Origin of the sequence: Maribacter sp. TH_r10, from assembly GCF_033101095.1 — a bacterium.
Taxonomy (GTDB): domain Bacteria; phylum Bacteroidota; class Bacteroidia; order Flavobacteriales; family Flavobacteriaceae; genus Maribacter_A; species Maribacter_A luteus.
The window spans coordinates 493,735-516,012 of the sequence record NZ_JAWMPY010000002.1; the positions used below are offsets into that span (position 1 = coordinate 493,735).

Annotated in this window: 23 protein-coding genes; 8 read left to right on the forward strand and 15 right to left on the reverse strand. The window is 39.5% G+C overall.

Annotated features, from left to right (window positions below; translation table 11 throughout):
• Positions 1-29: 29 nt before the first annotated feature.
• Together R3X28_RS07510 and R3X28_RS07515 are read right to left on the reverse strand one after the other, a co-directional pair.
• On the reverse strand, positions 30-974 hold the full coding sequence (locus tag R3X28_RS07510; RefSeq protein ID WP_317663723.1) for a polysaccharide lyase family 7 protein: 945 nt from the start codon (positions 972-974) through the stop codon (positions 30-32).
• Between the two features lie 73 nt (positions 975-1,047).
• Positions 1,048-3,219 (reverse strand): endonuclease MutS2, encoded by a 2,172-nt coding sequence (locus R3X28_RS07515; RefSeq protein ID WP_317663725.1) that lies wholly within the window; start codon positions 3,217-3,219, stop codon positions 1,048-1,050.
• 175 nt (positions 3,220-3,394) lie between these two features.
• Here R3X28_RS07515 and R3X28_RS07520 point away from each other — a divergent pair, with 175 nt between their 5' ends.
• A complete protein-coding gene (locus tag R3X28_RS07520) occupies positions 3,395-4,444 on the forward strand; it encodes a DUF6340 family protein (RefSeq protein ID WP_317663726.1) in 1,050 nt (349 codons plus the stop codon).
• A gap of 281 nt (positions 4,445-4,725) precedes the next feature.
• Complete coding sequence (locus R3X28_RS07525; protein ID WP_317663727.1) at positions 4,726-5,391, forward strand: uracil-DNA glycosylase; 666 nt, start codon at positions 4,726-4,728, stop codon at positions 5,389-5,391.
• Positions 5,392-5,423: 32 nt separating this feature from the next.
• On the opposite strand, the gene R3X28_RS07530 is transcribed toward R3X28_RS07525, so the two are convergent.
• From R3X28_RS07530 to R3X28_RS07555, 6 genes are all read right to left on the reverse strand, one after another.
• Positions 5,424-5,849 carry a hypothetical protein gene (locus tag R3X28_RS07530; RefSeq protein WP_317663728.1) on the reverse strand — a complete coding sequence of 142 codons (426 nt, stop codon included), beginning with the start codon at positions 5,847-5,849 and terminating at the stop codon, positions 5,424-5,426.
• A gap of 268 nt (positions 5,850-6,117) precedes the next feature.
• A complete protein-coding gene (locus R3X28_RS07535) occupies positions 6,118-6,972 on the reverse strand; it encodes a substrate-binding domain-containing protein (RefSeq protein WP_317663730.1) in 855 nt (284 codons plus the stop codon).
• Between the two features lie 107 nt (positions 6,973-7,079).
• Entirely contained in the window at positions 7,080-7,946 is an 867-nt protein-coding gene (locus R3X28_RS07540) for a nucleoside phosphorylase (RefSeq protein ID WP_317663731.1), read from the reverse strand.
• Between the two features lies 1 nt (position 7,947).
• Entirely contained in the window at positions 7,948-8,880 is a 933-nt protein-coding gene (locus R3X28_RS07545; RefSeq protein WP_154369190.1) for a DUF1835 domain-containing protein, read from the reverse strand.
• A 115-nt stretch (positions 8,881-8,995) separates the two neighbouring features.
• Positions 8,996-9,322, reverse strand: coding sequence for a translation initiation factor (locus tag R3X28_RS07550; protein WP_154369188.1), 327 nt, complete (start codon positions 9,320-9,322; stop codon positions 8,996-8,998).
• 3 nt (positions 9,323-9,325) lie between these two features.
• Positions 9,326-10,276 (reverse strand): isopenicillin N synthase family dioxygenase, encoded by a 951-nt coding sequence (locus R3X28_RS07555; RefSeq protein WP_317663734.1) that lies wholly within the window; start codon positions 10,274-10,276, stop codon positions 9,326-9,328.
• Positions 10,277-10,405: 129 nt separating this feature from the next.
• Between R3X28_RS07555 and R3X28_RS07560 the strand changes: the two genes are divergently transcribed.
• The 3 genes from R3X28_RS07560 (at position 10,406) to R3X28_RS07570 (ending at position 13,751) form a co-directional block, all read left to right on the forward strand.
• Positions 10,406-12,382, forward strand: a complete 1,977-nt coding sequence (locus R3X28_RS07560; protein ID WP_317663736.1) for a dehydrogenase E1 component subunit alpha/beta — start codon at positions 10,406-10,408, stop codon at positions 12,380-12,382.
• A 105-nt stretch (positions 12,383-12,487) separates the two neighbouring features.
• A complete protein-coding gene (locus R3X28_RS07565; RefSeq protein ID WP_317663738.1) occupies positions 12,488-12,970 on the forward strand; it encodes a lipocalin family protein in 483 nt (160 codons plus the stop codon).
• An 82-nt stretch (positions 12,971-13,052) separates the two neighbouring features.
• Positions 13,053-13,751, forward strand: a complete 699-nt coding sequence (locus tag R3X28_RS07570; RefSeq protein WP_317663740.1) for an OmpA family protein — start codon at positions 13,053-13,055, stop codon at positions 13,749-13,751.
• Positions 13,752-13,803: 52 nt separating this feature from the next.
• Here R3X28_RS07570 and R3X28_RS07575 read toward each other — a convergent pair whose 3' ends face one another.
• Positions 13,804-14,745, reverse strand: coding sequence for a TerC family protein (locus R3X28_RS07575; RefSeq protein WP_154369178.1), 942 nt, complete (start codon positions 14,743-14,745; stop codon positions 13,804-13,806).
• 205 nt (positions 14,746-14,950) lie between these two features.
• On the opposite strand from R3X28_RS07575, the gene R3X28_RS07580 reads away from it, so the two are divergent.
• The 3 genes from R3X28_RS07580 (at position 14,951) to R3X28_RS07590 (ending at position 16,432) form a co-directional block, all read left to right on the forward strand.
• Positions 14,951-15,298, forward strand: coding sequence for a hypothetical protein (locus R3X28_RS07580; protein WP_154369171.1), 348 nt, complete (start codon positions 14,951-14,953; stop codon positions 15,296-15,298).
• Positions 15,299-15,544: 246 nt separating this feature from the next.
• Entirely contained in the window at positions 15,545-15,886 is a 342-nt protein-coding gene (locus R3X28_RS07585) for a hypothetical protein (RefSeq protein WP_154369169.1), read from the forward strand.
• 195 nt (positions 15,887-16,081) lie between these two features.
• Complete coding sequence (locus R3X28_RS07590) at positions 16,082-16,432, forward strand: hypothetical protein (protein WP_317663744.1); 351 nt, start codon at positions 16,082-16,084, stop codon at positions 16,430-16,432.
• 75 nt (positions 16,433-16,507) lie between these two features.
• Here the strand turns inward: R3X28_RS07590 and R3X28_RS07595 are convergent, their stop codons facing one another.
• The 6 genes from R3X28_RS07595 to R3X28_RS07620 all read right to left on the reverse strand — a co-directional run bounded on the left by R3X28_RS07595 (position 16,508) and on the right by R3X28_RS07620 (position 22,038).
• Positions 16,508-16,954: a hypothetical protein gene (locus tag R3X28_RS07595; RefSeq protein WP_154369165.1), complete on the reverse strand. Its 447-nt coding sequence runs from the start codon at positions 16,952-16,954 to the stop codon at positions 16,508-16,510.
• 271 nt (positions 16,955-17,225) lie between these two features.
• On the reverse strand, positions 17,226-17,678 hold the full coding sequence (locus R3X28_RS07600; protein WP_317663746.1) for a hypothetical protein: 453 nt from the start codon (positions 17,676-17,678) through the stop codon (positions 17,226-17,228).
• Between the two features lie 718 nt (positions 17,679-18,396).
• Positions 18,397-20,361, reverse strand: a complete 1,965-nt coding sequence (locus R3X28_RS07605) for a heavy metal translocating P-type ATPase (protein ID WP_317663748.1) — start codon at positions 20,359-20,361, stop codon at positions 18,397-18,399.
• Entirely contained in the window at positions 20,358-20,720 is a 363-nt protein-coding gene (locus tag R3X28_RS07610) for a DUF3703 domain-containing protein (protein ID WP_154369159.1), read from the reverse strand. The genes R3X28_RS07605 and R3X28_RS07610 overlap by 4 nt, the downstream gene beginning before the upstream one ends.
• Before the next feature lie 56 nt (positions 20,721-20,776).
• Positions 20,777-21,193 (reverse strand): Fur family transcriptional regulator, encoded by a 417-nt coding sequence (locus R3X28_RS07615; RefSeq protein ID WP_154369157.1) that lies wholly within the window; start codon positions 21,191-21,193, stop codon positions 20,777-20,779.
• Between the two features lie 245 nt (positions 21,194-21,438).
• A complete protein-coding gene (locus R3X28_RS07620; protein WP_317663752.1) occupies positions 21,439-22,038 on the reverse strand; it encodes a DUF6642 family protein in 600 nt (199 codons plus the stop codon).
• Positions 22,039-22,278: the final 240 nt, after the last annotated feature.

Here is a 22,278-nt window from a genome sequence, read left to right on the forward strand (position 1 = left end):
CTCGTTGATAATCAAATTTGGTAGGTATCTTAAAAATGGTCGGTGACAACTTTGAAAAGCACCACTTGGGCGGTTTTCTCATAATCGTCGTTCCAGCCAAAATAATTCCCGGTCTTGAAGTAATTTTGGTGGGCATAGCCGTTACCCACATAATCGTACATCAACGTATAGTCGATATTAATATCCTTGGCTTCGCAAACCAAGGCATAGTAACATTTTCCACCCTCCACTTTCAGTTTAAAGGTAAAGATCTCATTGTCTACTTGGGCCACATCCACTTTGGTGTCGAATGCACTGGTCCATGGTTCGCCTGTATCGGGTTTTACATAATGGTCCAGTTGTATGGTCCCACTATTCCATCGAATCTTAACGGTGGCCGGGGATCCTTCCAATCCTTCGGTTTCCTTCCCGTGAATTTGTGCCACGATGGTCCGCCCGTTCCCTTCAACATAATCAACCTTTAGGGTGGTCTCCAAGATATGGGTGCCTTCATCCATAAACCAGTTGTCATCGGTCGTTTGGTTTCCTTGCCAGAATTCACGCAACTCGGTCCTGCAATATTTTCCGTCATCGAGACCGGCCTGACCGGAAGTGGTATAGCCCGTAAACTTGGTGAACATGGTATAGGAACCATCTTCATTTTGATAAAAATATTCTGATACGGCGGCAGTTAAGTTGTTATTTACAATATCCTCGTAGAAAATAGAAGTTGCTTTTCCGCTTCCATTGTTTAAGGGGACGGATAAATACCAATTCTTCCAAACGATATTTTCCGTTTCGGAAGGCTCTTCCATAGGGGTCTCTTCCTCAGGGATCTCTTCTTCGGTAGTTTCTTCTTCGGTAGTTTCTTCTTCAGTAGTCTCTTCCTCCACAGATTCTACAGGTACTTTCGGCGTTTCATTGTTTGAAGGGCTACAACCGGTAAGGTGCATCGCGAAAAATAGGAGTATGGTGAATAAGGGTAATGTTTTCATCTGTACTTTTTATTGACTTTTAAACACCAATCTTCAATGCGAAGGTTGTTTAAGCGTATTTATTATAGAAGGGCTACTTTTTCGCCTCTACCAATTCCAACTGGTCAACACTTACATTGGTGGTAAACAGTCCATAGTTGACAATAGCCTTGTTCTTTTCCAAGTTATCGATACTACCTACGGCTTTTCCGTCTATCATCCGGACCCGGTCCCCGATCTTGAAAACCGGGCGTGGTTTGTTCTTTTCATCAATGACCGCTTTTTTCTTGGCTACTTTCTTTTTTTCACGGATTACCTTAACTTTCTGTTCCACCTCTTGGGCGACTTGGGCTTTTTTGACCCGTGCGGCCTTGACTTCCTTGGGAGGTTTCTTTTTACGCTTACTGTTCTCTGTCTCTACGATCCGCAACAATTCGGAAACCAACACCCGCTTTTTCTTATCCTGGAAATATCGCTCTGCGGCCGTATTGACTTTATTTCCCAAGTAAATCATCCGCTGGTTGTGGTCGTACAATTCCTGATAATTTTCCAGCTTGGTCTTGATCTTGGTGTTCAGGGTTTCCAATTTTTGGGCTTCTTCCCTTGCTTTCAACTCTTCTTCCTGCAGTTTTGAGCCTGTTTCAGCCATTTTGCTGCGTTCTTTCTGTAGTTTGGCTATGGTAGCGTCAAAACGGACTTTTCCGCGCTCTATCTTCTTCTTTGCCTTGTTGATGAGGGAGTAGGGGATGCCGTTCTTTTGTGCCACCTCAAAAGTAAACGAACTACCGGCCTGTCCCAATACCAATTGAAATGTAGGTTCCAAGGTTTTGGAATTAAAGAGCATGTTCGCATTGGTGCAATGGGGCAGTTCATTGGCCAAGGCCTTCAAGTTGGCATAGTGGGTGGTTATGACTCCATAGGCTCCACGTTCATAGAACACTTCTAAAAAGGCTTCGGCCAAAGCCCCGCCAAGCTCAGGGTCACTACCGGTACCGAATTCATCGATTAGGAACAAGGTCTTGCTATTGCATTTACGTAAGAAGTTGTTCATGTTCTTTAATCGGTAGCTGTAGGTACTCAAATGGTTTTCGATGGATTGGTTGTCACCGATGTCAGTCAACACCTTATTGAACAGACACATGGAAGAGCGTTCATGTACCGGTACCAAAAAACCGCTTTGTAGCATTACCTGTAATAAACCAATGGTTTTTAAGGTGATACTCTTTCCCCCGGCATTGGGACCTGAAATAACGATTATGCGGTTGTCCGGCTGCAATTCTATGGTCTGCGGATACGTTTTTGCACGCTTCAATTTATTGCTTAAATACAGTAATGGGTGATAAGCATCCCTTAAGAACATCTTACGGTCTTCACTGATTTTTGGCAATAGGGCATTTATTTCCGAGGCGTACTTGGCCTTTCCCGCCGTAATATCCATATGTGCCAGATAATCCTGGTAATCGGCTAAAAATGGTGAAAACGGTCTAATACGGTCCGTAAGTTCGTTGAGTATTCGCTGAACTTCCTCCCGCTCATCGAATTCAAGATTGTTGAGTTGCCTGCTATAGCGTAAGGAAGCCTCAGGTTCTATATAAACTATACTTCCTGTTTTGGAAGACCCCATAACCGTTCCCTTCACTTTTTTGCGGTACATGGCCTTTACTGCCAAAACACGACGGTTTTCAACGACAGACTCGCGAATATCATCTAGATAATCGGAAGATTTATACGTATTCAGGGCGGCACTGAAACTTTGGTTGATCTTCCCTTTTACCTCGTTTATTTCTTGGCGTATGCTGAATAATTTATCGGAGGCATTGTCCTTGATTTCTCCAAAACGGTCAATTACTGCATCAATATGGGCCGGTATTTCAATATTCAAGGCTATATCTTCGGAAGCCTGTGACAACAAAGGAAAATACTCCTTGAACTTCTTAAAGAATTTTTTGTGGTCGGCAACGGTCTTGCAAATGTTGCCGATACGCCGAAAACCGCTTATTTCAAGGGTGGTGTTCTCTATTTTTAGCAATTTGAGGTCGCCGTCAATACTATCGAATCCGTGATTTGGAATTCGGTTGTCACTGATCAGGGAAGAAAGGTATTCTGAGGTCTGTCCAAGCTCACGATGAATGGTTTCGGCATCCGGTAAAGGGGTGATGTCCATAGCCCTTTGCTTCCCCAACTCGGTAGTACAACGTACCGATAGCTGTTTCAATACCGTATCGAATTCTAAATCTTGAAGTGTTTTTGAATGAATCTTACCCATTTGCCTTTATAAATCGATTGCAAAGGTATGATTTAGGGATGATATTGCGAACTTTTGTAAACCAGACGTCGAAACCATATATGTTCAAGACTTTATTGATTGATCCTGAAAGGAAAAAGCGCCATTTATTATACGACACGCCATCATTTTTACGTTGTATTCAAAATTAAACCCAATGACCAATCGTAACCCCTTAATCGCCTTTACCTTTATAGCCTTTCTTTTTGTTGGTTGTAGTGCAACGAACAATTTGACCATGAGCGCTATTGAACCGGCACCCGTAAACTTATCGAAAGACGTGACCCGAATCGGTATTATCAACCGTAGTTTGCCTGCGGAAGAGCATAAAACTGCCGATCAAGTAGATAAATTGTTATCTGTGGAGGGACTGCATTTGGATGAAGAAGGTTCCAAAGCCGCAATTCTCGCCCTAAAGGAGAAACTACAGCAAAACCCGAATTTTGACCAAGTCGTGATTATTGAAGGGAAAACAGGTTTGCAGAAAGGTTTAGGGGTGTTCCCGTCTACTTTGGACTGGCAAGAAATAGAATCGTTATGTGAGGAGTTTAAGGTTGATGCCATTTATTCCCTGGCATTCTACGATACCGACACTAAGGTAACTTATAAGGCCAGTACGATGGAGTTGCCCAATGAATTGGGTATCAAAGCCATGGTACCTGCACATGAACTAACTTTGAATACCTTGGTGAAGAACGGATGGCGGATCTATGATCCTTATAGCCGTCGTATAGCCGATGAGTTGGTTTATAACAATCCAGTGGTCTCTGTAGGAAAAGGCATAAACCCCATGAAAGCCTATGAGGCGATTATGGGAAGAAAAGAAGCGGTTTTGGATAGGAGTAAATATATGGGAATGGAATATGCCGAGCGTATTTTGCCTTATAAACATCGGGTGAATAGGGACTATTTTGTGCGCGGGACCGATAACTTTAAAATCGCCCAGCGAAGGGCCCAAGCCGGTGATTGGGATGGTGCTGCTGAACTTTGGCAATTGGAAACCCAGAATAGAGACCAGAAAGTCGCAGGACGTGCCTGTTACAATATGGCCATAAGCAATGAGATCAACGGGGATTTGGAATCTGCTATACAATGGGCCTCAAAATCCTATACTGATTACGAAATAAACGATGCTTTACGGTATTTGAAGACATTAAAGTATAGAGCAAACCAAAAAAGACGTTTGGATCAACAAGTTTCGAAATAAGGTAGCCTATTCCGAGATTCATTGTAGCTGTTGTTTTTGTCATGTAATTAGGGTTTCAGGGAGCAACAGCTTTATTATTCTATTTAAATACTGGGTGGTATATTTTTTCTTAAATACTTGTGTGAGTTTGAGATTGGCAGACAATCAATGAGTTGGTAATGGGTTCTTTCTTTCTATTGGATTGGTCATTGCTGCACAGGTTTCCTACAATTTTGTCTAATTTTGGAATTGTTTAAAACCATTATCCGTATCTGGTACGGTATGGACAGAAACCGATTTTTATGACCGTAAGCATAGAGGAAAGTTGGAAAAAACCTTTAGAGCACGAATTTGAAGAGCCTTATTTTAAAGGGTTGGTCAAGTTTGTCAAAGAAGAATATCTGCATTATACCTGCTACCCACCGGGTAAACAGATTTTTGCGGCCTTTGACCATAGTCCGTTCGAAAAGACCAAGGTGGTTATTATCGGGCAAGATCCTTATCATGGACCCAACCAAGCCAACGGACTCTGTTTTTCCGTAACCGATGGTATTCAGCACCCACCTTCATTAATTAATATCTTTAAGGAAATAGAGGCCGATTTAGGGAAACCTTATCCTAAAAGTGGTAATCTGGAACGTTGGGCGGATCAAGGAGTGTTGCTCTTGAATGCAACCTTGACCGTCAGGGCCCATGAAGCGGGTAGCCATCAAAGAAAAGGCTGGGAAACCTTTACGGATAACGTGATCAAGGCAATATCCAAAGAAAGGGAAGATATTGTTTTTCTGCTTTGGGGAGGCTATGCCAAGAAGAAATCAAAATTGATCGATGTAGACAAGCATCACATCCTTACCTCGGGGCATCCTTCCCCTCTAAGTGCAAACCGCGGATATTGGTTCGGCAACAAACATTTCAGTGCCACGAATACGCTATTACGGCAAATGGGTAAATCTCCGATTGACTGGTGAACGCCTTGCTATCCAAATTGAAATGATTGCGGTCAATGAATGACAATGGCATCCTTTAATTCAATTGCTTTTTCAGGTTTAGGAATGGGTTGAATCTCATTTTTGATACGCATGTATTCCTGCCAACGATATGCTTCCAATACATCCGCCATTTCCGAGGTTTCCCTACTGGATAATTGTTTTAATAATTCATATTTGGCCATTGGGGAAAGGGTATCATCTTCCTCAACCGCTTTTTTCTTGACCAGAAAACGTGCTACAGTTGATTGGAATTCCAATGCCTGTTCTGGCCCCATAACCAATCTCGGTTGGTATTTTGCGGTAATGTCAGCTGCCTTGAAGCGAATATTGCGGTCTATTTGTAAGGCATAATAAGTCTGTGAAAATAGGGAGGGGGCAAGTAATAGAAAAAACAATACGGATAAAAACCTAAGTGGTGAAATGTCTTTGTTCTTCATGATAGAAAGAAATTAAATGAATAAACAAACAGTTACAATTCTACCACAAAATTAATAACCCATCAGTGGCCTGTCAAGTCCTTAATTATTAAAAATAGTTTAAAATTTTTGATTTAAATCTTAAATTAAAACTTTATTCAATCACATTAACTATCACAAAATCAATTGATTGTAAAATATATTAAATTCAATTATTTGAGATTTCAATATGGCCATTAATGTAGGTTGCAACACTGGTATTTAAAGATGCCCGTGGCTAAATAATGAGCTAGCTTTTGGTAAATGTAATGTCGTGAAAAGGTTTTTGTTCCTGGATCAATTGTAGTTGAAGCAATGTTTCTTGTACGCCTTTTATGGTTTCTTCGCTGATTTGAGATTGGCTCCAGCGGGTCAGTGATAACCATTCCTGAATATCTTCCAGCTGTTGTTCATATCGGTTGGCCAAAGTGCGGTCAATACTGGGAATGCGTTTAAAATCTGCCGTGTAGATGTTTATGATTTCCAGAATGTGTTTTAAGGTGGAAGTGTTTTCTTCAATGAACCTATCCGTAGCGGCAATGACGAAACAGGGCCAAGGGGTGGGGCAATCGCCCAATCTCCTGAATATTTGCTTATCTACCAAGGGTTTGGTGGTGAAGTGTTCCCACATAAAATAATCGGCCGTACCTTCTGTTAAGGCTTCAATGGCACCATTGAGGTTGTTGATGACCTCAAATTGAAGTTTTTCGGTATCCCAACCTTCGTTTTGTGCATTGACATAGGCCATGAGGTGGCTTCCGCTACCAAATCTACTTATCGCAGCCTTACTGCCTACCAAATCGTCAATGGATGTATAGGAGCTCTTAGCACCCACATGTATGCCCCAGCGTAGGGGCGAGGCAATATATTCCTGAACTATTTTTGAGGGATTCCCCTCGGTAATGCTTTTAACAAGTCCTTCTGTTAAGATAATGGCCAAATCGGTATCTTCATTTTGAAGCATTTGGCACATTTTACCGGTTCCCTCAGGAATATCCGTCCATTCCAGGTCAATTCCCCGTTCTTCAAAGGCCCCTTCTTCGATGGCCAAGTGCCAAGGCATATTGAAATGTTCGGGAACGCCGACGATCTTTACTTTTTTCATTTTAGATGGCTATGAAGTGCAATTATTATAACGAAAGATATCCTTTCTTTTCAAAGATATTATCTTTTTGGAACTTCAGTTGTAGCTTTTAGGTAAATAACCAATGGTTATTTTGTCAACTTGTCCAAAGTGTACTTGATCAAACCGTTAATGGTTTTTCGTGGATTCTCGGAAAATTCGCCCAACACCCTATTGGCAATAATGCAATTTAGGGAAACGGCTTGGTGTCCTAGGAGTTTACTTAGTCCGTATATGGCCGAAGATTCCATTTCCAGATTTGTTATCTTCAAATCCTTGTATTGGAAAGAGGTCATTTTATCATTTAAGGTGTCGTCTTGCAAGTTTAAACGAAGTTTACGACCTTGTGGCCCGTAAAATCCTGAATTTGTTCCGGTTACGCCATATCGTATACGATTGGAAGCTAAGGTTTTACGTAACGCCGTATCACATTGGACGAGGTAGGGCCATGGTTTTTTATCTGACCAGTTGGTGTGTTTTACAAATGCCTTTGAAAATTCGTCGTCACACAGTCCTTCATGCTCATAAAAATGTAAAACCCCATCAAATCCCAAGGCGTAATCACTTAAAACATAGGAATCGACCGGAATGTCTTTTTGAACGGCGCCAGATGTTCCTACACGTATGATTTTCAGTTGTTTGAACTGTTTTTTGATCTTACGGGTCTTAAAATCTATATTGGCAAGGGCATCCAATTCATTCAATACGATATCTATATTGTCCGTTCCTATTCCCGTAGATAAAACGGTCAATCGTTTACCGTTCAGCTTTCCGGTATGGGTAACGAATTCCCTTTTTTCTTTTTTGAGCTCAATGATATCAAAATGTTTGGAAACCTGGGCAACACGATTCTGATCGCCCACGACTATAATGGTATCCGCTATATCTTCTGGCAATAAATTGAGGTGGTAAATGCTGTTATCAGCATTCAGGATGAGCTCGGAAGCTTCTAACATGTTATAATTTTAGAATTCTGTTAGATTCAGTGTTGTAAAGGTAGTTGTATTTCAGTGCACCTCCCAAATACGCATCGTTATCTTGTATACAGGCATAATAACTTGTTTGCGCTTCTAATATTTCCTTTCCTTTTTTAGTTAAACGAACGGGGTTGAAGGTGTGGTACAAGGGTTTTAAGGTAGTTATGATCCTATCGATCTGGGTGTCCCCGAAACCGTATAATCCTTGGTCGGACAGTACGGTGGTAACCAATTCTTTCTTTGATTTTGGCTTTTGGTCGACCGATAGTTGCAAAATATGGTTTTCAAGATCGTTGAGGCCGTTCCTAATGGTCGGGAATCTTTTCAAATGAGCCGTTATGGCCCCGGAAAGATAGTCGAACCTATAGTTGTCAAAATCCGTAAGGTTTTCTAAACGTATTGGGTTGTCGCTACAATATAATTGCCATACATAATCGGCATATTCGATATCGTCTTGTTTTAATTCGGTCCGCTGTTCATAAAGATGCACTAGGTAATCATCTTTCAGTTCCCCGAAATTGTACATTTTATCGGTATTGTCCTCTTTGCCACAACTAACCAATGAAATTTTAGCGTATTTGCGATGGGTTTTCAACCAACTGATGACCGCCAGCATGTTTATTTGGCAGAACAGGTCGTATTCGAACCAAAGTACGATTTCATCTTGTTGTTTATGGTTACAAAGGGAACGGTATTCTTTTAAAGTCTTTTCAATGAACCAGGATTTGGAAACCTTGTAGTTTTTATTCAGGAATTCGAATCGGGTTTTCCAGAAAGTTTCGCTTCCAACATTGGTCAAGGTCTTACCTTCACATAGCATTTCGCGCCACGTTATTATATCTCCTTTCAGGTCTATGGACCTTAACCTATCGGTCAGGCTATCACCATTAGTTATATGTAATAGGGAACTCATCTTTAGGTTTCGTTTTAGGTTTTGGCGAATAAAAGTAATATTAAATTGAAAATTACAAAAAAAATTAACAGTAAAGTACGCAACCCCCCAAAATTAACTTTGGGTGTTACGGGGGTTATCCTCCCACGCGCTTCACATTAAACCCTTTGTTTTTAAGCATTTGCATAATCTTGTCGCGATAATCACCTTGGATTATTATTCGTTCATCCTTGTACGAACCGCCCACGCTTAATTTCGTTTTAAGCTCCTTGGTCAATTTCTTGAAATCACTGTCCGCACCGGAGTAGCCTTCCAGAATGGTAATAGGTTTTCCCTTTCGCTTTTCATACTTGCAAATGATTGGATCTTCTTGCATCCAAATATCCGATTTTGGCTTTTCGGGTTCAATTTCCGATGGTTTATGATCAGGAAAAAGATTCTTGAGTTGATCGCTTAAATCCATATACTATTCTTTTATCAATCCCAATTCTATCAATCTTTGATGGAGGAATTCCCCAGCGGTAATATCCTCGAATTGTTTGGGGTTTTCGTCATCTACACAGTTTTCCAAACAGTTCAAAGGCATTTCACTGATAGGATGCATAAAGAAGGGAATGGAATATCTGGAGGTACCCCATAGTTCTTTCGGAGGGTTGACAACTTGGTGTATGGTTGATTTTAATTTGTTGTTTGTGTGCCGGGATAGCATATCGCCCACATTGATCATCAATTGATCGGGCTTTGCAATGGCATCGATCCATTCCCCTTCATGGTTCTTTACCTGTAATCCACGGCCATGGGCGCCCATTAATAAGGTGATGAGGTTAATATCCCCATGGGCAGCTGCCCTGACGGCATTTTTAGGTTCTGTTGTAATAGGTGGATAGTGGATAGGCCTTAAAATGGAGTTGCCGTTCAATATAAATTCGTCAAAGTAATATTCATCCAAATCTAAATGTAAGGCCAAAGCCCTTAAAACGTATTTAGCCGTTTTCTCGAGCATCTTAAACGTCTCTTTTCCTACGGTATTGAATTTCTCCAGTTCGGTCACCATAATATTATCCGGATATTCGGCTTCCAATTTTGGGTTATCGACCACATATTGGCCAAAATGCCAAAATTCCTTTAAGTCACCTTCTTTTCGGCCTTTGGCATGTTCCTTTCCGAAGGAAGTATAGCCACGTTGCCCGCCAATACCTTCAATCTCATACTTATCCTTTGTTTCTTGGGGTAGGTCAAAGAAGTTCTTTACCTCTTTATATAGGTCATCGACCAAGGCATCGGAAAGAAAGTGTCCACTTAAGGCTACAAAGCCGATTTGCTCAAAGGCATTGCCGATTTCCGTGATGAATTTCTGCTTTCTCTGAGGGTCATCGGAAACAAAATCCTGTAAATCCACACTGGGTATTGCGTTCATAGTTGAGTTTTTTGCTGAAATCAAAATTACAAATTAATGTTGAATTGAAAGGGTTGTCCGTTATGATGGTCCTCCTTTCTTTTTTGTTACATTTATACGGATAATCATCAACCTCTTGTTTTTAAATCTATGGATTACGCTAAATATGATCTAAGTGATGCATTGAAACTGAAGCTATATGTTTCGATGTTGAAACCTCGTATAATCGAGGAGAAAATGTTGATTTTATTACGTCAGGGCAAAATATCAAAGTGGTTCAGCGGTATAGGACAAGAAGCGATCTCAGTTGGCGTCACAGCTGCGATGGACAATGAGGAATATATTTTACCCATGCACCGTAACCTTGGGGTGTTTACGACCCGGAACTTGCCATTGAACCGACTTTTTTCACAATGGCAGGGAAAGGCCAATGGGTTTACCAATGGGCGAGACCGCAGTTTTCACTTTGGCACCCAAGAATATAAGATCGTTGGTATGATATCGCATTTGGGTCCACAATTGGGGGTTGCCGATGGGATTGCCTTAGCCGGTCGTTTACAGGATAAAAAGCAGGTAACCGCTGTGTTTACAGGGGAAGGAGCTACCAGTGAAGGGGATTTTCATGAAGCACTGAACGTTGCAGCGGTTTGGGGGTTACCCGTGTTGTTTTGCATAGAAAACAATGGGTATGGACTCTCAACACCGACTTCCGAGCAATTCAAGTGTGAACATTTGGCCGATAAAGGCAAGGGATACGGAATGGAGTCGCATATTGTGGATGGGAACAATATACTTGAGGTGTATACGAAGATCGATGCATTGTGTAAAAGTATTCGGGAGCATCCACGTCCCGTTTTGGTAGAGTTCAAAACCTTTCGCATGCGTGGCCATGAAGAGGCCAGTGGTACCAAATATGTTCCGCAGGAATTGATGGATCGCTGGGCGGCTAAAGATCCCCTTGAAAATTATTCAGAATATTTGCGGGATGAAAACATACTTAGCGAAGAGCAGGATGTAGTGTATAAAAAAAGGATTATTGCTGAAATAGACGAAAATTTGAAAATGGCTTTTGCGGAAGATGAGGTCGTTTTTGATCAAAGTAAGGAATTAAATGACGTATATAAAAATGTTGATTACAAATCATTTGAACCAAGTCCTGTTATAAAGAACATACGATTGGTCGATGCTATATCGGAAAGCCTAAGGCAATCTATGGAACGCCATGACAATCTGGTTATCATGGGGCAGGACATCGCGGAATATGGTGGTGTTTTCAAAATAACCGAAGGGTTTGTCGAGGCCTTCGGGAAGGAACGGGTCAGAAACACGCCGATTTGCGAGTCGGCCATTGTCTCTGCGGCTATGGGACTTTCAATCCATGGTATGAAAGCCGTTATGGAGATGCAATTTGCCGATTTTGTGAGCTCGGGTTTCAATCCCATTGTCAATTATTTGGCCAAATCGCATTACCGTTGGGGTGAGAATGCCGACGTGGTCATTCGTATGCCTTGTGGCGGAGGTGTGGCAGCTGGCCCTTTCCATTCACAGACGAATGAAGCTTGGTTTACCAATACCCCGGGCTTAAAGGTAGTGTACCCTGCTTTTCCTTATGATGCGAAAGGGTTGTTGGCCACAGCAATCAATGATCCAAATCCGGTATTGTTTTTTGAACATAAGGGATTATACCGTAGTATATATCAAAATGTACCAACCGATTATTATACCCTTCCGCTTGGCAAAGCCAGTTTATTGCAAGAAGGAGACGATATTAGTATTGCGAGTTATGGAGCGGGAGTACATTGGGTCTTGGAAACCTTGCAAAACAATAAAGATATCAAAGCGGATGTCATTGATCTACGTTCATTACAACCTTTGGATATAAACGCGGTGTATGAGTCCGTGAAAAAGACGGGAAAACTCATTATTCTTCAAGAGGATAGTCTCTTTGGTGGAATTGCGAGCGATATTTCAGCCATGGTGATGGAAAATTGTTTTGAACACCTTGATGCACCCGTTAAACGTGTAGCAAGTTTAGAAACCCCGATACCATTTGCCAAAACATTGGAAGACAATTACTTGTCCAAAGGTAGGTTCGAAAGTGTCCTGTTAGAGCTGCTTGCATATTAAAATACGGGCATTGCATTTTATCGATTGCGTTAAAAATTCAATCAAAAATTACATCCAAGACCTTTTTGGGAACGTATATATATGCTGTAACCCAAAAATATAAACATGAAAAAATCAATAGTATTCTTTGGGGTGGTAGCATTGCTTATATCATCCTGTTCCGTTTCAAAAGTAGCACGTGAAAAACGAAATCTATTAAGCGGTACTTGGATATTGGAAGACGTATCCTATGAGAACAACACCGGTAATTTTTCCTCGATTCTTTTTAATGATGCCAAGGATATCTGTTTTGAAGGCAGTAATTGGTTTTTTAGGGACAATAATAGTACCGGTCGGTATACGATTGCCCCGTCGAGTCTGTGTAATGGTGGCGATCGGTATATTCGATGGTCGGTAGTAGATCGGGAAGAGAATTATACCAGTCAATTACAGTTTAAATTCATTGATGAAAAGAATAAGGATATTGATGGTGGTTTGGGATATCGGTTGAATATAGATTATTTGACCGCTACCGATATGACCTTGAAATCGAACAATCAGGTAGATGGTGAACAAGTTACCATCGTATATAAATTCACCAAAAAATAAAACAAATATAATGGACTAACCATTTTCAGGTATTTAAAGAACCTAAAGAGGTAGTCATTAATTAAATCAAAATAGTTTACAGATGAAAAATATTGCAAGAAAAAGCGTTTATGTATTATTGTGTATGGCTTTGATCACATCGGGCTGCAGTGTTACCCGAAATGCGAACAATAAGCAAAAAGGGGCCGTAATCGGCGCCAGTGGAGGAGCTGTAATAGGTGGCGTCCTAGGTAATAATATAGGAAAAGGGAACAATACCGCTTTAGGTGCCATTATCGGGGCTGTAGTCGGTGGTGTTGCCGGAGGTTATATCGGAGATCGTATGGATCGCCAAGCCGAACGAATCGAGGAAGAAATACCAGGCGCGGAAGTGACTCGGGTAGGAGAGGGAATCAATGTAACTTTTACCGAGGATGCAGGGGTTTATTTCGATACGAATAAATCGAATGTAAAAGGAACATCCGCTGCGACATTGGATAAATTGGCCGGAATTTTCAAAGAGTATCCTAAAAGTAACATTTTGGTAGAAGGCCATACAGATAGTGCAGGACCTGAGGATTACAATATGAAACTTTCGCAACAACGTGCAGAATCGGTTACCAATTACTTAATTGCGCAAGGAATAAGTGCAACACGGTTTAGCACAAAATGGTATGGTGAAAACCAACCAAAGGCAGATAATGCCACGGCAGAGGGTAAATCTAAAAACCGTAGGGTAGAATTGGCCATTGTTGCCAGTGAGGAACTTAAGGAAGAGGCCCAACAGAATACCAAAGGGTAAATACGTAAAGGACTTAAATAAAAAAATCCCGACACAAAAGTGTCGGGATTTTTTATTTCTTTTCCTCTGGTATGGCCAATGATGCAATGATACCGGCAACCAATGATACCGAGATAACGGTCAAAGAAACCCATTCGGGCAATTCTATATGGTGTGAGAACAACATCTTAAGTCCCACAAAAGCCAGGATTACAACAAGACTGTAATTGATGTACCTGAATTTTTCCAACATACGGGAAATAAGGAAGTACATAGATCGTAATCCTAAAATGGCCAAGATATTTGAACTGAATACGATAAAGGGGTCTGCCGTAATCGCTAGAATGGCCGGGATACTATCCAAGGCAAACAAAACATCGGTCAACTCAATAATGATCAAGGCCACGAATAGGGGAGTGGCCGCATTGATTCCCATACGTTTCACAAAGAAATCATGGTTGTTGATGGTAGAAGTTATCGGGTAGATTTTTTTTATCTGTCTGAATATCCAAGAATTTTTAGGATCAAAATGTGAATCATCGGATTTCAACATCTTAAACGCCGTATAAAGTAGAAAGACCCCGAAAACGTAGATGATCCAATCGAATTTAGTGATCAATGCAACCCCGAACAGAATCATAAGTCCGCGAAAGACTATGGCCCCAAGAATACCCCAGAACAAGACCCGATGTTGATAGAGGGCCGGAATTTTAAAAGCCTGGAAGATTACGGCAATGACAAAAACGTTATCGATACTCAATGATAATTCTATAAGGTATCCGGTAATGTATTTAAGAACCGCATTGTTCGGTGTTAAACCAGTAGGGTTTTCAACCATTCCCGAGGAAAACAACCAGTAGATCACTCCACTAAAGCCAAGAGCAACGGTAACCCAAACAGCTGTCCACAAACCAGCTTCCTTACTTTTTATAACATGTTCCGTTTTATGGAAAACACCAAGGTCAAGTGCCAGAAACACGATAACCAAGGCAATGAACAATCCCCAAACTAGCATAATATTTCAATTTTTACAAGAGACGAAGTTAAGTAGTATTTTTCAAATTGGATAATAATACCTTTGCAGTTATCAATTTTTGGCGTGAATATTGTACTTGGAATAAAAAATGGTGGAATCGCCACTATCATAACCCGTTTTTTTTATACCTTTTCATCACTATAAAATGACGGATTATTAAACACATACCATAAAAATCAGCAAAATGAAACATGTTATTTTTTTATTTACCGCTTTATTGATGACCCAATTGGGAAGTGCCAACAATCTACCTCAAGATGGGGAAGGCCTTATTAAGGCCAAGGCAAAGGAATTGACTAAAAAGTATACAGCGGAATTGGGACTTGAAGCCGGACAAATGGCCGATTTTGAACAAACCATTGCCGGATATTTATTGAAGAAATCCAAAATCGGAAAGATGAACTTATCCCCAGCGGATAAAACGGTCATGTTAAAGCAATTGAACGGTCAGGAAAATGAAGATATGGCCGCTTTACTGCATAAAGGGCAATATAAAAAATACTTGAAGGCCAAAATGAAGTTGCAGCCATAAGAAGTATTTTAGGTTAGGATAAAGTGCCGATATTAACCGTTTCATTAATGAAGCGATTGTATCGGCTTTTTTATGCAATTTTGATTGTATTCCTAATTGAAAGATCGGTCATATAGACTCTTACTCGGCCTATTTTAAGTAAGTTTATCGATGTATGGCATTAATTTCCGTTGTAAACAATCTAAGGGTTTCAACGGCAGAACATATTTTTGGTAACTTGTTCTGCGAGACACTATGTACATAAAAATGAAAAAAAGAACACTAAATGCAGTGGGTTTCCTGTGCTTTGTATTGGGAACCAATGGAATGTTAGCGCAGAATTACGAACCTACCAAAGAACTGGTAAAAAAACATACGGTCATGGAACAATATGAGCCGGATATGATTTTAAGTGTAGATGAGCGTGAACAGTTAAAGGAAAAACACAAAAATTTAATTGCCAAGAGGAAAAGTGTATTGGACACGCTGGATATTTCCGAGAGGCGTAGACAGCGACTATTGCGAGTCCTTTCCAAAAGTCCGTTTTCAAATGAATTGAACAAGGCTATGGCCGATATTGAGTTTGAGGACGAAACCGACAATCAATAAACCTTTTAACCAAACAGGATGTAAAACCTTCTTTCGAGAAGGTTTTTTTATGCTTTTTTATTAGAGAATATTAAGTGAATACTAAAAAACAGTTAAATATTGATAATCAGTAATTTAAATTCAATGGAATTACTGATTATTTCGTAATTTAAGGGAATTGAAATAGTTTTTGTTTAACCCCAAAAATCAAAGCCTATGAGAACATTATTAAATTCAAGGGGTTCAGCAGGTCTTGAACCTAAAGAAAACACATTGGTACATCGATTGGAACGTAATTTAAGGGATGTTAACCAATTACGAAAGAATTTGAATTCCTACAATTGCGAACCTCAAACTTATAATGAATATACCCGTATAGAGGCTTTAAAAAATGGGTTGGATACTTTTAAGGAGCGTAATAAGCAGATTATCGACTCTATAAAAAAACAAGCGGAACCTTTGAACGGTTTTATAAAAAAAGTAAAGGATCAATATTCGGAATTCAATGCCCTAAAAAGTGGAGTGGAAGAGTATATGGGATTGGCCCGTTCAAAATATACGCAATGAGGAAGGGTAATCAGAAAGAATAAAAAAAGCCTGGATCATATTCCAGGCTTTTTTAATATATAACTATGTTCTCTCTTATGAATTGGCATTGGCACCAATATCCGCTACGGCTACAATGTTATTGTTGGTATCGTGAATGGTTATATGTCCGTTTAAGGCCAATAAACCTTCATAAGTAAGGCTGTTTCCATTGTTCAGCTGGGTAATGGTGGTATTACTTATAGAACATTCACAAACTGCAAGTGTAATAGCAATATCGCCACCTTCAGCAGCACTGTTAAAGCGAATGTAAGCAGGATTGGTGGCAGTAGACGCCCCATCCAATTCGATTAAAACGTGGGTAGAACCGTTGTCTTCTTGGGTAAATGTGGCAGTTCCTGTAACACCGGAACCGGATACATCATAAATTTGGTATTCAACGCTTTGAAGAATAACCGCTTCTGCTACGTTGTCTTTTTTACAACCAGTAAAAACCAATAGGCATAGCAAGCTTAAGACTGCGAGGGAACTTTTAATTTTCATATATAGTAAGTGTTAAATATTTGTATCAAAGATGTAAAATAGGTTTTAATGATATTGTGTTTGAATATGACTTTTCTACCAAAAGGTGGAAAATTCCGACGTAGAACACTTTTTAAATGTTAATTTATTCAAAAAAACAAGAATTGGGAATCATCAAAACCATTGAATCCAAATTATAGGTATATAGTTTGGGTCCAAAACACTTTCCTATAATTCATAAATGTGATGGCAATATCAATGGAATGATACGGCCCATTTTATGTAAAAATCGTTAATTGGCATTGGCACCGATATCGGCGACGGCAACGATAGGGGCAGTGGACCCTTGGCCGTTATGAATGGTAATATGTCCGTCGAGATGGGTTAATCCGTCATAGGAGATATAGCTACCATTATTTAATTGGGTTATGGTGGTGTTGCTAATTGCACATTCACAGGTCATTAAGGTTATAGCAACAGTACCGCCCTCAGCAGCGCTGTTATATCTGATATAGGCCGGGTTTTCTGAGGTATAGGCACCCACAAGCTCAATCAATACATGGGTAGAGCCGTTATCTTCTTGGGTAAAAGTTGCCGTGCCGGATATATTGGAGCCGGAAATATCATAAATGGGATATTCAACACTTTGGAGGATTACGGCTTCGGTAACATCATCATCGTTACAACTTAGTACTAGGAAAACGCAAAGTAATGCGAAGAAGGAAAGGGAACTTACATTTTTCATGATTTAATTATTTAGGAAACAAATTTATTTTGGAATTGGGTGATATGAACTGATAAGAATCAGTCGGAGGGGATGTAAATAGGTTTGAACGGTGGAATACCCGGTTATTCGATAAACGGTATTACACATAAGTTCCAAAATATACTATTTTACATAATATAAATTATAGTACAAATATGTTTATATCGTTAAACGGCGCATACCGCGTATTTGATATAATTATAGATATAGCGACACGCCAGTGTTCTATATCGTCAATAATTATGTCAAAGCCGTTTTACTGGAGTGTTCTTTTACCAACGCGCCATCTCGCCGCCAATTAAAATCATCCATAGGATAATTTCAATTGTCACGTGTAAGCTATAATTCTATTATGTAAAATATCCCTCAAGCTTTGAGAATCGATTAAAACTTACAAGCGGGTCATCAACTTTAATTTACGTAGTTTCAATATTTCTACACAAAAAAAAAATTCGAAAATTTCAAATTTTTAGAAACCCTAGGGAGAAACCGTTCGGCTACTCTATTAAGTTGTATTATTTTAAGAGAACTTTTAGTTGAATTGCCAGCGCTCCGTCTCGCCTAAAAATAAATACTTCGTGGGTCGCATTTATTTTCTCGCGTGTTTTGCCAAAATTCTCTTAGACCGAGTTTAACATCGAGATTCTATTTGAAACAAAGTACTAATCTTTTACCCAATTATTAATTGATGTATGTGCTAACTCCAATTCATTCTCTGCAATCTAACTGCATTCAAAATAGCTAACAATGCTACACCCACATCAGCAAACACAGCTTCCCACATTGTAGCAAGTCCACCAGCACCAAGAATAAGAACTATGATTTTTATTCCGAAAGCCAATGCGATATTTTGCCAAACGATACGTCTTGTAGAGCGTCCTATTTTAATGGCACGAGCAATCCTTGATGGTTGGTCATTTTGAATAATTACATCTGCCGTTTCTATGGCAACATCACTTCCTAGACCTCCCATTGCTATGCCGACATCACTTGCAGCCAATACAGGTGCATCGTTGATACCATCACCTATAAAAGCAACCTTTGTATCTGGTTGTGCTTTGAGTTTTTCTACTTCGTTGAGCTTATATTCCGGGAGTAATCCGCCTTTTGCCCAATCGATACCTAATTCTTTTGCAACTTGTTGCGTAATGGAATCTTTATCGCCCGAAAGCATTATGATTTTAGAAATGCCTGATTTGCGGATTTCCTTGATAGCTTGTTGTGCATCTTCTTTCAACTCATCTGCAATGGTAACATAGCCAGCAAATTTGCCTTCTATTCCTACCATAACTATTGATTCAACAATAATATCTGTCTCCGATGGAACGGCAATAGCATTTGAAGTCATTAAAGCTTTGTTTCCTACAAGCACGGTTTTTCCGTTTACCGTTCCTTTCAGTCCCTTTCCTGCAATTTCAGATACTTCGCTGGCATCATAGTCTGCGCCTTCGGCTTTGTATTCCATAATGGCCTTTGCTATGGGATGTGTAGATTGTTCTTCCATTGCCATTAGGTACTTCATAAAGTCCGCTTTCTCGTAAGCTGAATCATTTACAACCTCTTTTATTTTAAAAACTCCCTTGGTAACCGTTCCGGTCTTATCCATAACCATAGAATTAACTTTGGTCATAGTATCAAGAAAAGAGGCTCCTTTGAATAAAATACCGTTACGGGATGCTGCACCAAGTCCACCGAAATATCCTAAGGGAATTGAAATAACAAGTGCACAGGGACAAGAGATTACAAGAAAGATTAAAGCTCGATAGAGCCAGTCTCTAAAAACGTAATCATCAACAAAGAAATAAGGCAACAACGTGAGTCCTATAGCTAGAAAAACCACAATAGGCGTGTAAATACGTGCAAATTTTCTAATAAATAGTTCTGTTTTGGATTTTCGAGCTGTGGCATTTTGAACCATATCCAGTATTCGAGCAATCGAGCTGTTTTTGAACTCTTTAGTCGTTTCAATTTCTACAACACCATCAAGATTAATACTTCCTGCAAAAACAGACGCTCCTTTCTGGACAGTATCAGGTTTACTTTCCCCCGTAAGGGCAGCAGTATTAAAAGAACCTTTATCTGAAAGTAAAATGCCATCTAATGGCACTTTTTCCCCGACACGCACCTGAATCTTTTCTCCTATTTCTACAGTTTCAGGGTTAACCGAAATAAAGTCATCGTTACGATTCACCAGCGCTTCATTAGGCCGAACATCGAGCAATGCTTTTATATTTCCTTTTGCTCGATTGACTGCTGCATGTTGAAATAATTCGCCCACGGCATAAAACAACATTACAGCCACACCTTCTGGATATTCGCCTATGGCGAAAGCACCCAAGGTTGCTATGGACATTAGAAAAAATTCCGTGAAGAATTCTCCATTTTTAATACTATTCCAACCTTCACTTATTACTGGAAATCCAACGGGTATGTAAGCAATGGTATACCAAATAATTCTCACCCAACCTTCAAAAAATGGTAAAGCATCAAAATAATCAATGGTAATACCTACGATAAGCATTATAAAACTTATGATAGCAGGAATATAGGTTTTTAATCTGGAAACACTCTCAGTGCTATTATGATTATGCCCATCATCGTGACTATGCTCTTTTTCTGAATCTGGTTTTAAATCTCTTAAATTGACTTTCTTTTTTCTCATTTTGTATTGAATAATTCTTTTATATCATCAGGAATAGGCATAGGTCTTAATGGTGGTACATTTGTACCTCCTGTATTGCCTAGCGGTATGTGGTTAATGAACGATTTCCAACCGCCAACAATTAATCTAAGGATTTGTCCAAATACTTCTTTCGTATTCTTGTCCATCACCCCAAACTTTAGCATCAACCAATGTGAATAGGTATGCTCAATTGGGTAAGATTGACCTATGATATGACTACGCTCTAAATGATACCAAGCACTACTATATTGCTTATTTTCTAAACAGGAACTGTATTGTATTAATTCTTCATTATATGCCTGCTTAAGATGTTTAGGTATTTTAGTATTAAACTTCATATCCAATTTATTTTTCGGATAAAATTAGTTTAATAGCTAGTGCAATGGAAGTGCATTTATAGCCCACTACACTTATCGCAAATACCTTTTACAACCAAGTTTACATTTTCCGAAACAAAGCCTTCAGGAACTTTTATTTGAGGTATCTTATGGTCTGTTAAGCAAACGGTTTCATTGCAACTATTACAATGGAAGTGCAAGTGTAAATCGGTTTTTATATCACAGTAACAGCCTTGTTCACATAGTGCATATTTGGTTATTCCCGTGCCATCATCAATCTGATGTACAATATCATTTTCCTCAAAGGTTTTTATAGTTCTGTATAGGGTAGTTCTATCTGCCTTTTCAAAAGCATTTTCAATATTACTTAGTGTTACAGCTGCATTGTTTTCGGAAAGAAACTTATATATTAATAATCGCATGGCTGTAACACGAATATTTTTTGATTCTAAAAATTGTTCAATTGTTTCCATAATTAATCGTGGTCTTCGTTTCCAAATGGTTTAATAATAAGTCCTACACTGAAATATAAAACCATCTGTGGGTGCATAATTTCAGGAAAGACAGGATTATCATGAGGTGGTAATATATTAAATTCTAGATGCAATGGCTGTGCAAAGGCATTTTAATCATTCCATACACATTACTCTTCGCTCCTATCGTCGTCTGGGCGGCAGCGTATTCCATTACCTTTTGCGAAGAACCTTTTTGCCTAGCTCTAATAATACAACCTAAAATCAAGCAATTTGCAGACATTATAATGTCTTTGGTGCAACTCTTCTACAACGTCCAACATATTATCATCTTCCTTGAATAAGTTGAAGAATGCCTTATCAAGATTTGCACTACTTATTCCATTAAATGCATTTCCATAGCCAGAAATACCTTTTGCACCAGTGATATCCAAAAAATATTGTGCTTCCTCCTCGTCTAAATCCAGGATTTTTGCATTCGAAAAATGTAAGATCTTTCCTTTTAACCTTCCTTCAAAAATTTCCGCAATTTCCTGTAAACTATAATAGTAGTCGTTTAGGCAAATGCTATTTGATTCACCGGTTATAACCAAGTAGATGATTTCATAGTCTTTAAAATTATGATCATCCAAAACAAGTGCATTTAGGCTATCTTCCAGTCCCTCAATAGTTTCACAGGTTTTATATATGCTTGCTATGCCATATTTCTTGGCCAATTGTTCCAAGCTTTCTTGTGCTTCGGTAACCTTTTCCGTTTCTATTTCATGAACCGCTTCCAAACAATAAATGAAATTTGCTGCATCTATACATTGTTCTTGGGGTAATTGTTTTCTTTTCTCTAACAAGTTTCTGAAATTATATTAAACACAAAATTAGGGTAACGCTTCTAGTTTTTCAGCGTTTTCAAAGAAAATACCCTTCCACTCATATTTATACATCGCTAGTTATTTTGTGTTATAGTGATATATGCTTCTCCTGTTTCGATGTCACTCCTCTCCTATCCCTTCGACAACGCCAAGGACAGACAGACTTGGATCATATATAAGTGTTCAGGGCCATAGAAAAGTTGCGCCAAATACGCCAAC

Bases quoted from the DNA above. Each gene is read 5' to 3' on its own strand.
- R3X28_RS07615 (WP_154369157.1), bottom strand. From the start codon at position 21,193: ATGGAAACAATTGAACAATTTTTAGAATCAAAAAATATTCGTGTTACA.
- R3X28_RS07550 (WP_154369188.1), bottom strand. From the start codon at position 9,322: ATGGATTTAAGCGATCAACTCAAGAATCTTTTTCCTGATCATAAACCA.
- R3X28_RS07515 (WP_317663725.1), bottom strand. From the start codon at position 3,219: ATGGGTAAGATTCATTCAAAAACACTTCAAGATTTAGAATTCGATACG.
- R3X28_RS07585 (WP_154369169.1), top strand. From the start codon at position 15,545: ATGAAAAAAAGAACACTAAATGCAGTGGGTTTCCTGTGCTTTGTATTG.
- R3X28_RS07510 (WP_317663723.1), bottom strand. From the start codon at position 974: ATGAAAACATTACCCTTATTCACCATACTCCTATTTTTCGCGATGCAC.
- R3X28_RS07545 (WP_154369190.1), bottom strand. From the start codon at position 8,880: ATGAGTTCCCTATTACATATAACTAATGGTGATAGCCTGACCGATAGG.
- R3X28_RS07540 (WP_317663731.1), bottom strand. From the start codon at position 7,946: ATGTTAGAAGCTTCCGAGCTCATCCTGAATGCTGATAACAGCATTTAC.
- R3X28_RS07580 (WP_154369171.1), top strand. From the start codon at position 14,951: ATGAAACATGTTATTTTTTTATTTACCGCTTTATTGATGACCCAATTG.
- R3X28_RS07575 (WP_154369178.1), bottom strand. From the start codon at position 14,745: ATGCTAGTTTGGGGATTGTTCATTGCCTTGGTTATCGTGTTTCTGGCA.
- R3X28_RS07595 (WP_154369165.1), bottom strand. From the start codon at position 16,954: ATGAAAATTAAAAGTTCCCTCGCAGTCTTAAGCTTGCTATGCCTATTG.
- R3X28_RS07530 (WP_317663728.1), bottom strand. From the start codon at position 5,849: ATGAAGAACAAAGACATTTCACCACTTAGGTTTTTATCCGTATTGTTT.
- R3X28_RS07555 (WP_317663734.1), bottom strand. From the start codon at position 10,276: ATGAACGCAATACCCAGTGTGGATTTACAGGATTTTGTTTCCGATGAC.
- R3X28_RS07605 (WP_317663748.1), bottom strand. From the start codon at position 20,361: ATGAGAAAAAAGAAAGTCAATTTAAGAGATTTAAAACCAGATTCAGAA.
- R3X28_RS07610 (WP_154369159.1), bottom strand. From the start codon at position 20,720: ATGAAGTTTAATACTAAAATACCTAAACATCTTAAGCAGGCATATAAT.
- R3X28_RS07570 (WP_317663740.1), top strand. From the start codon at position 13,053: ATGAAAAATATTGCAAGAAAAAGCGTTTATGTATTATTGTGTATGGCT.
- R3X28_RS07600 (WP_317663746.1), bottom strand. From the start codon at position 17,678: ATGAAAAATGTAAGTTCCCTTTCCTTCTTCGCATTACTTTGCGTTTTC.
- R3X28_RS07525 (WP_317663727.1), top strand. From the start codon at position 4,726: ATGACCGTAAGCATAGAGGAAAGTTGGAAAAAACCTTTAGAGCACGAA.
- R3X28_RS07535 (WP_317663730.1), bottom strand. From the start codon at position 6,972: ATGAAAAAAGTAAAGATCGTCGGCGTTCCCGAACATTTCAATATGCCT.
- R3X28_RS07590 (WP_317663744.1), top strand. From the start codon at position 16,082: ATGAGAACATTATTAAATTCAAGGGGTTCAGCAGGTCTTGAACCTAAA.
- R3X28_RS07520 (WP_317663726.1), top strand. From the start codon at position 3,395: ATGACCAATCGTAACCCCTTAATCGCCTTTACCTTTATAGCCTTTCTT.
- R3X28_RS07560 (WP_317663736.1), top strand. From the start codon at position 10,406: ATGGATTACGCTAAATATGATCTAAGTGATGCATTGAAACTGAAGCTA.
- R3X28_RS07565 (WP_317663738.1), top strand. From the start codon at position 12,488: ATGAAAAAATCAATAGTATTCTTTGGGGTGGTAGCATTGCTTATATCA.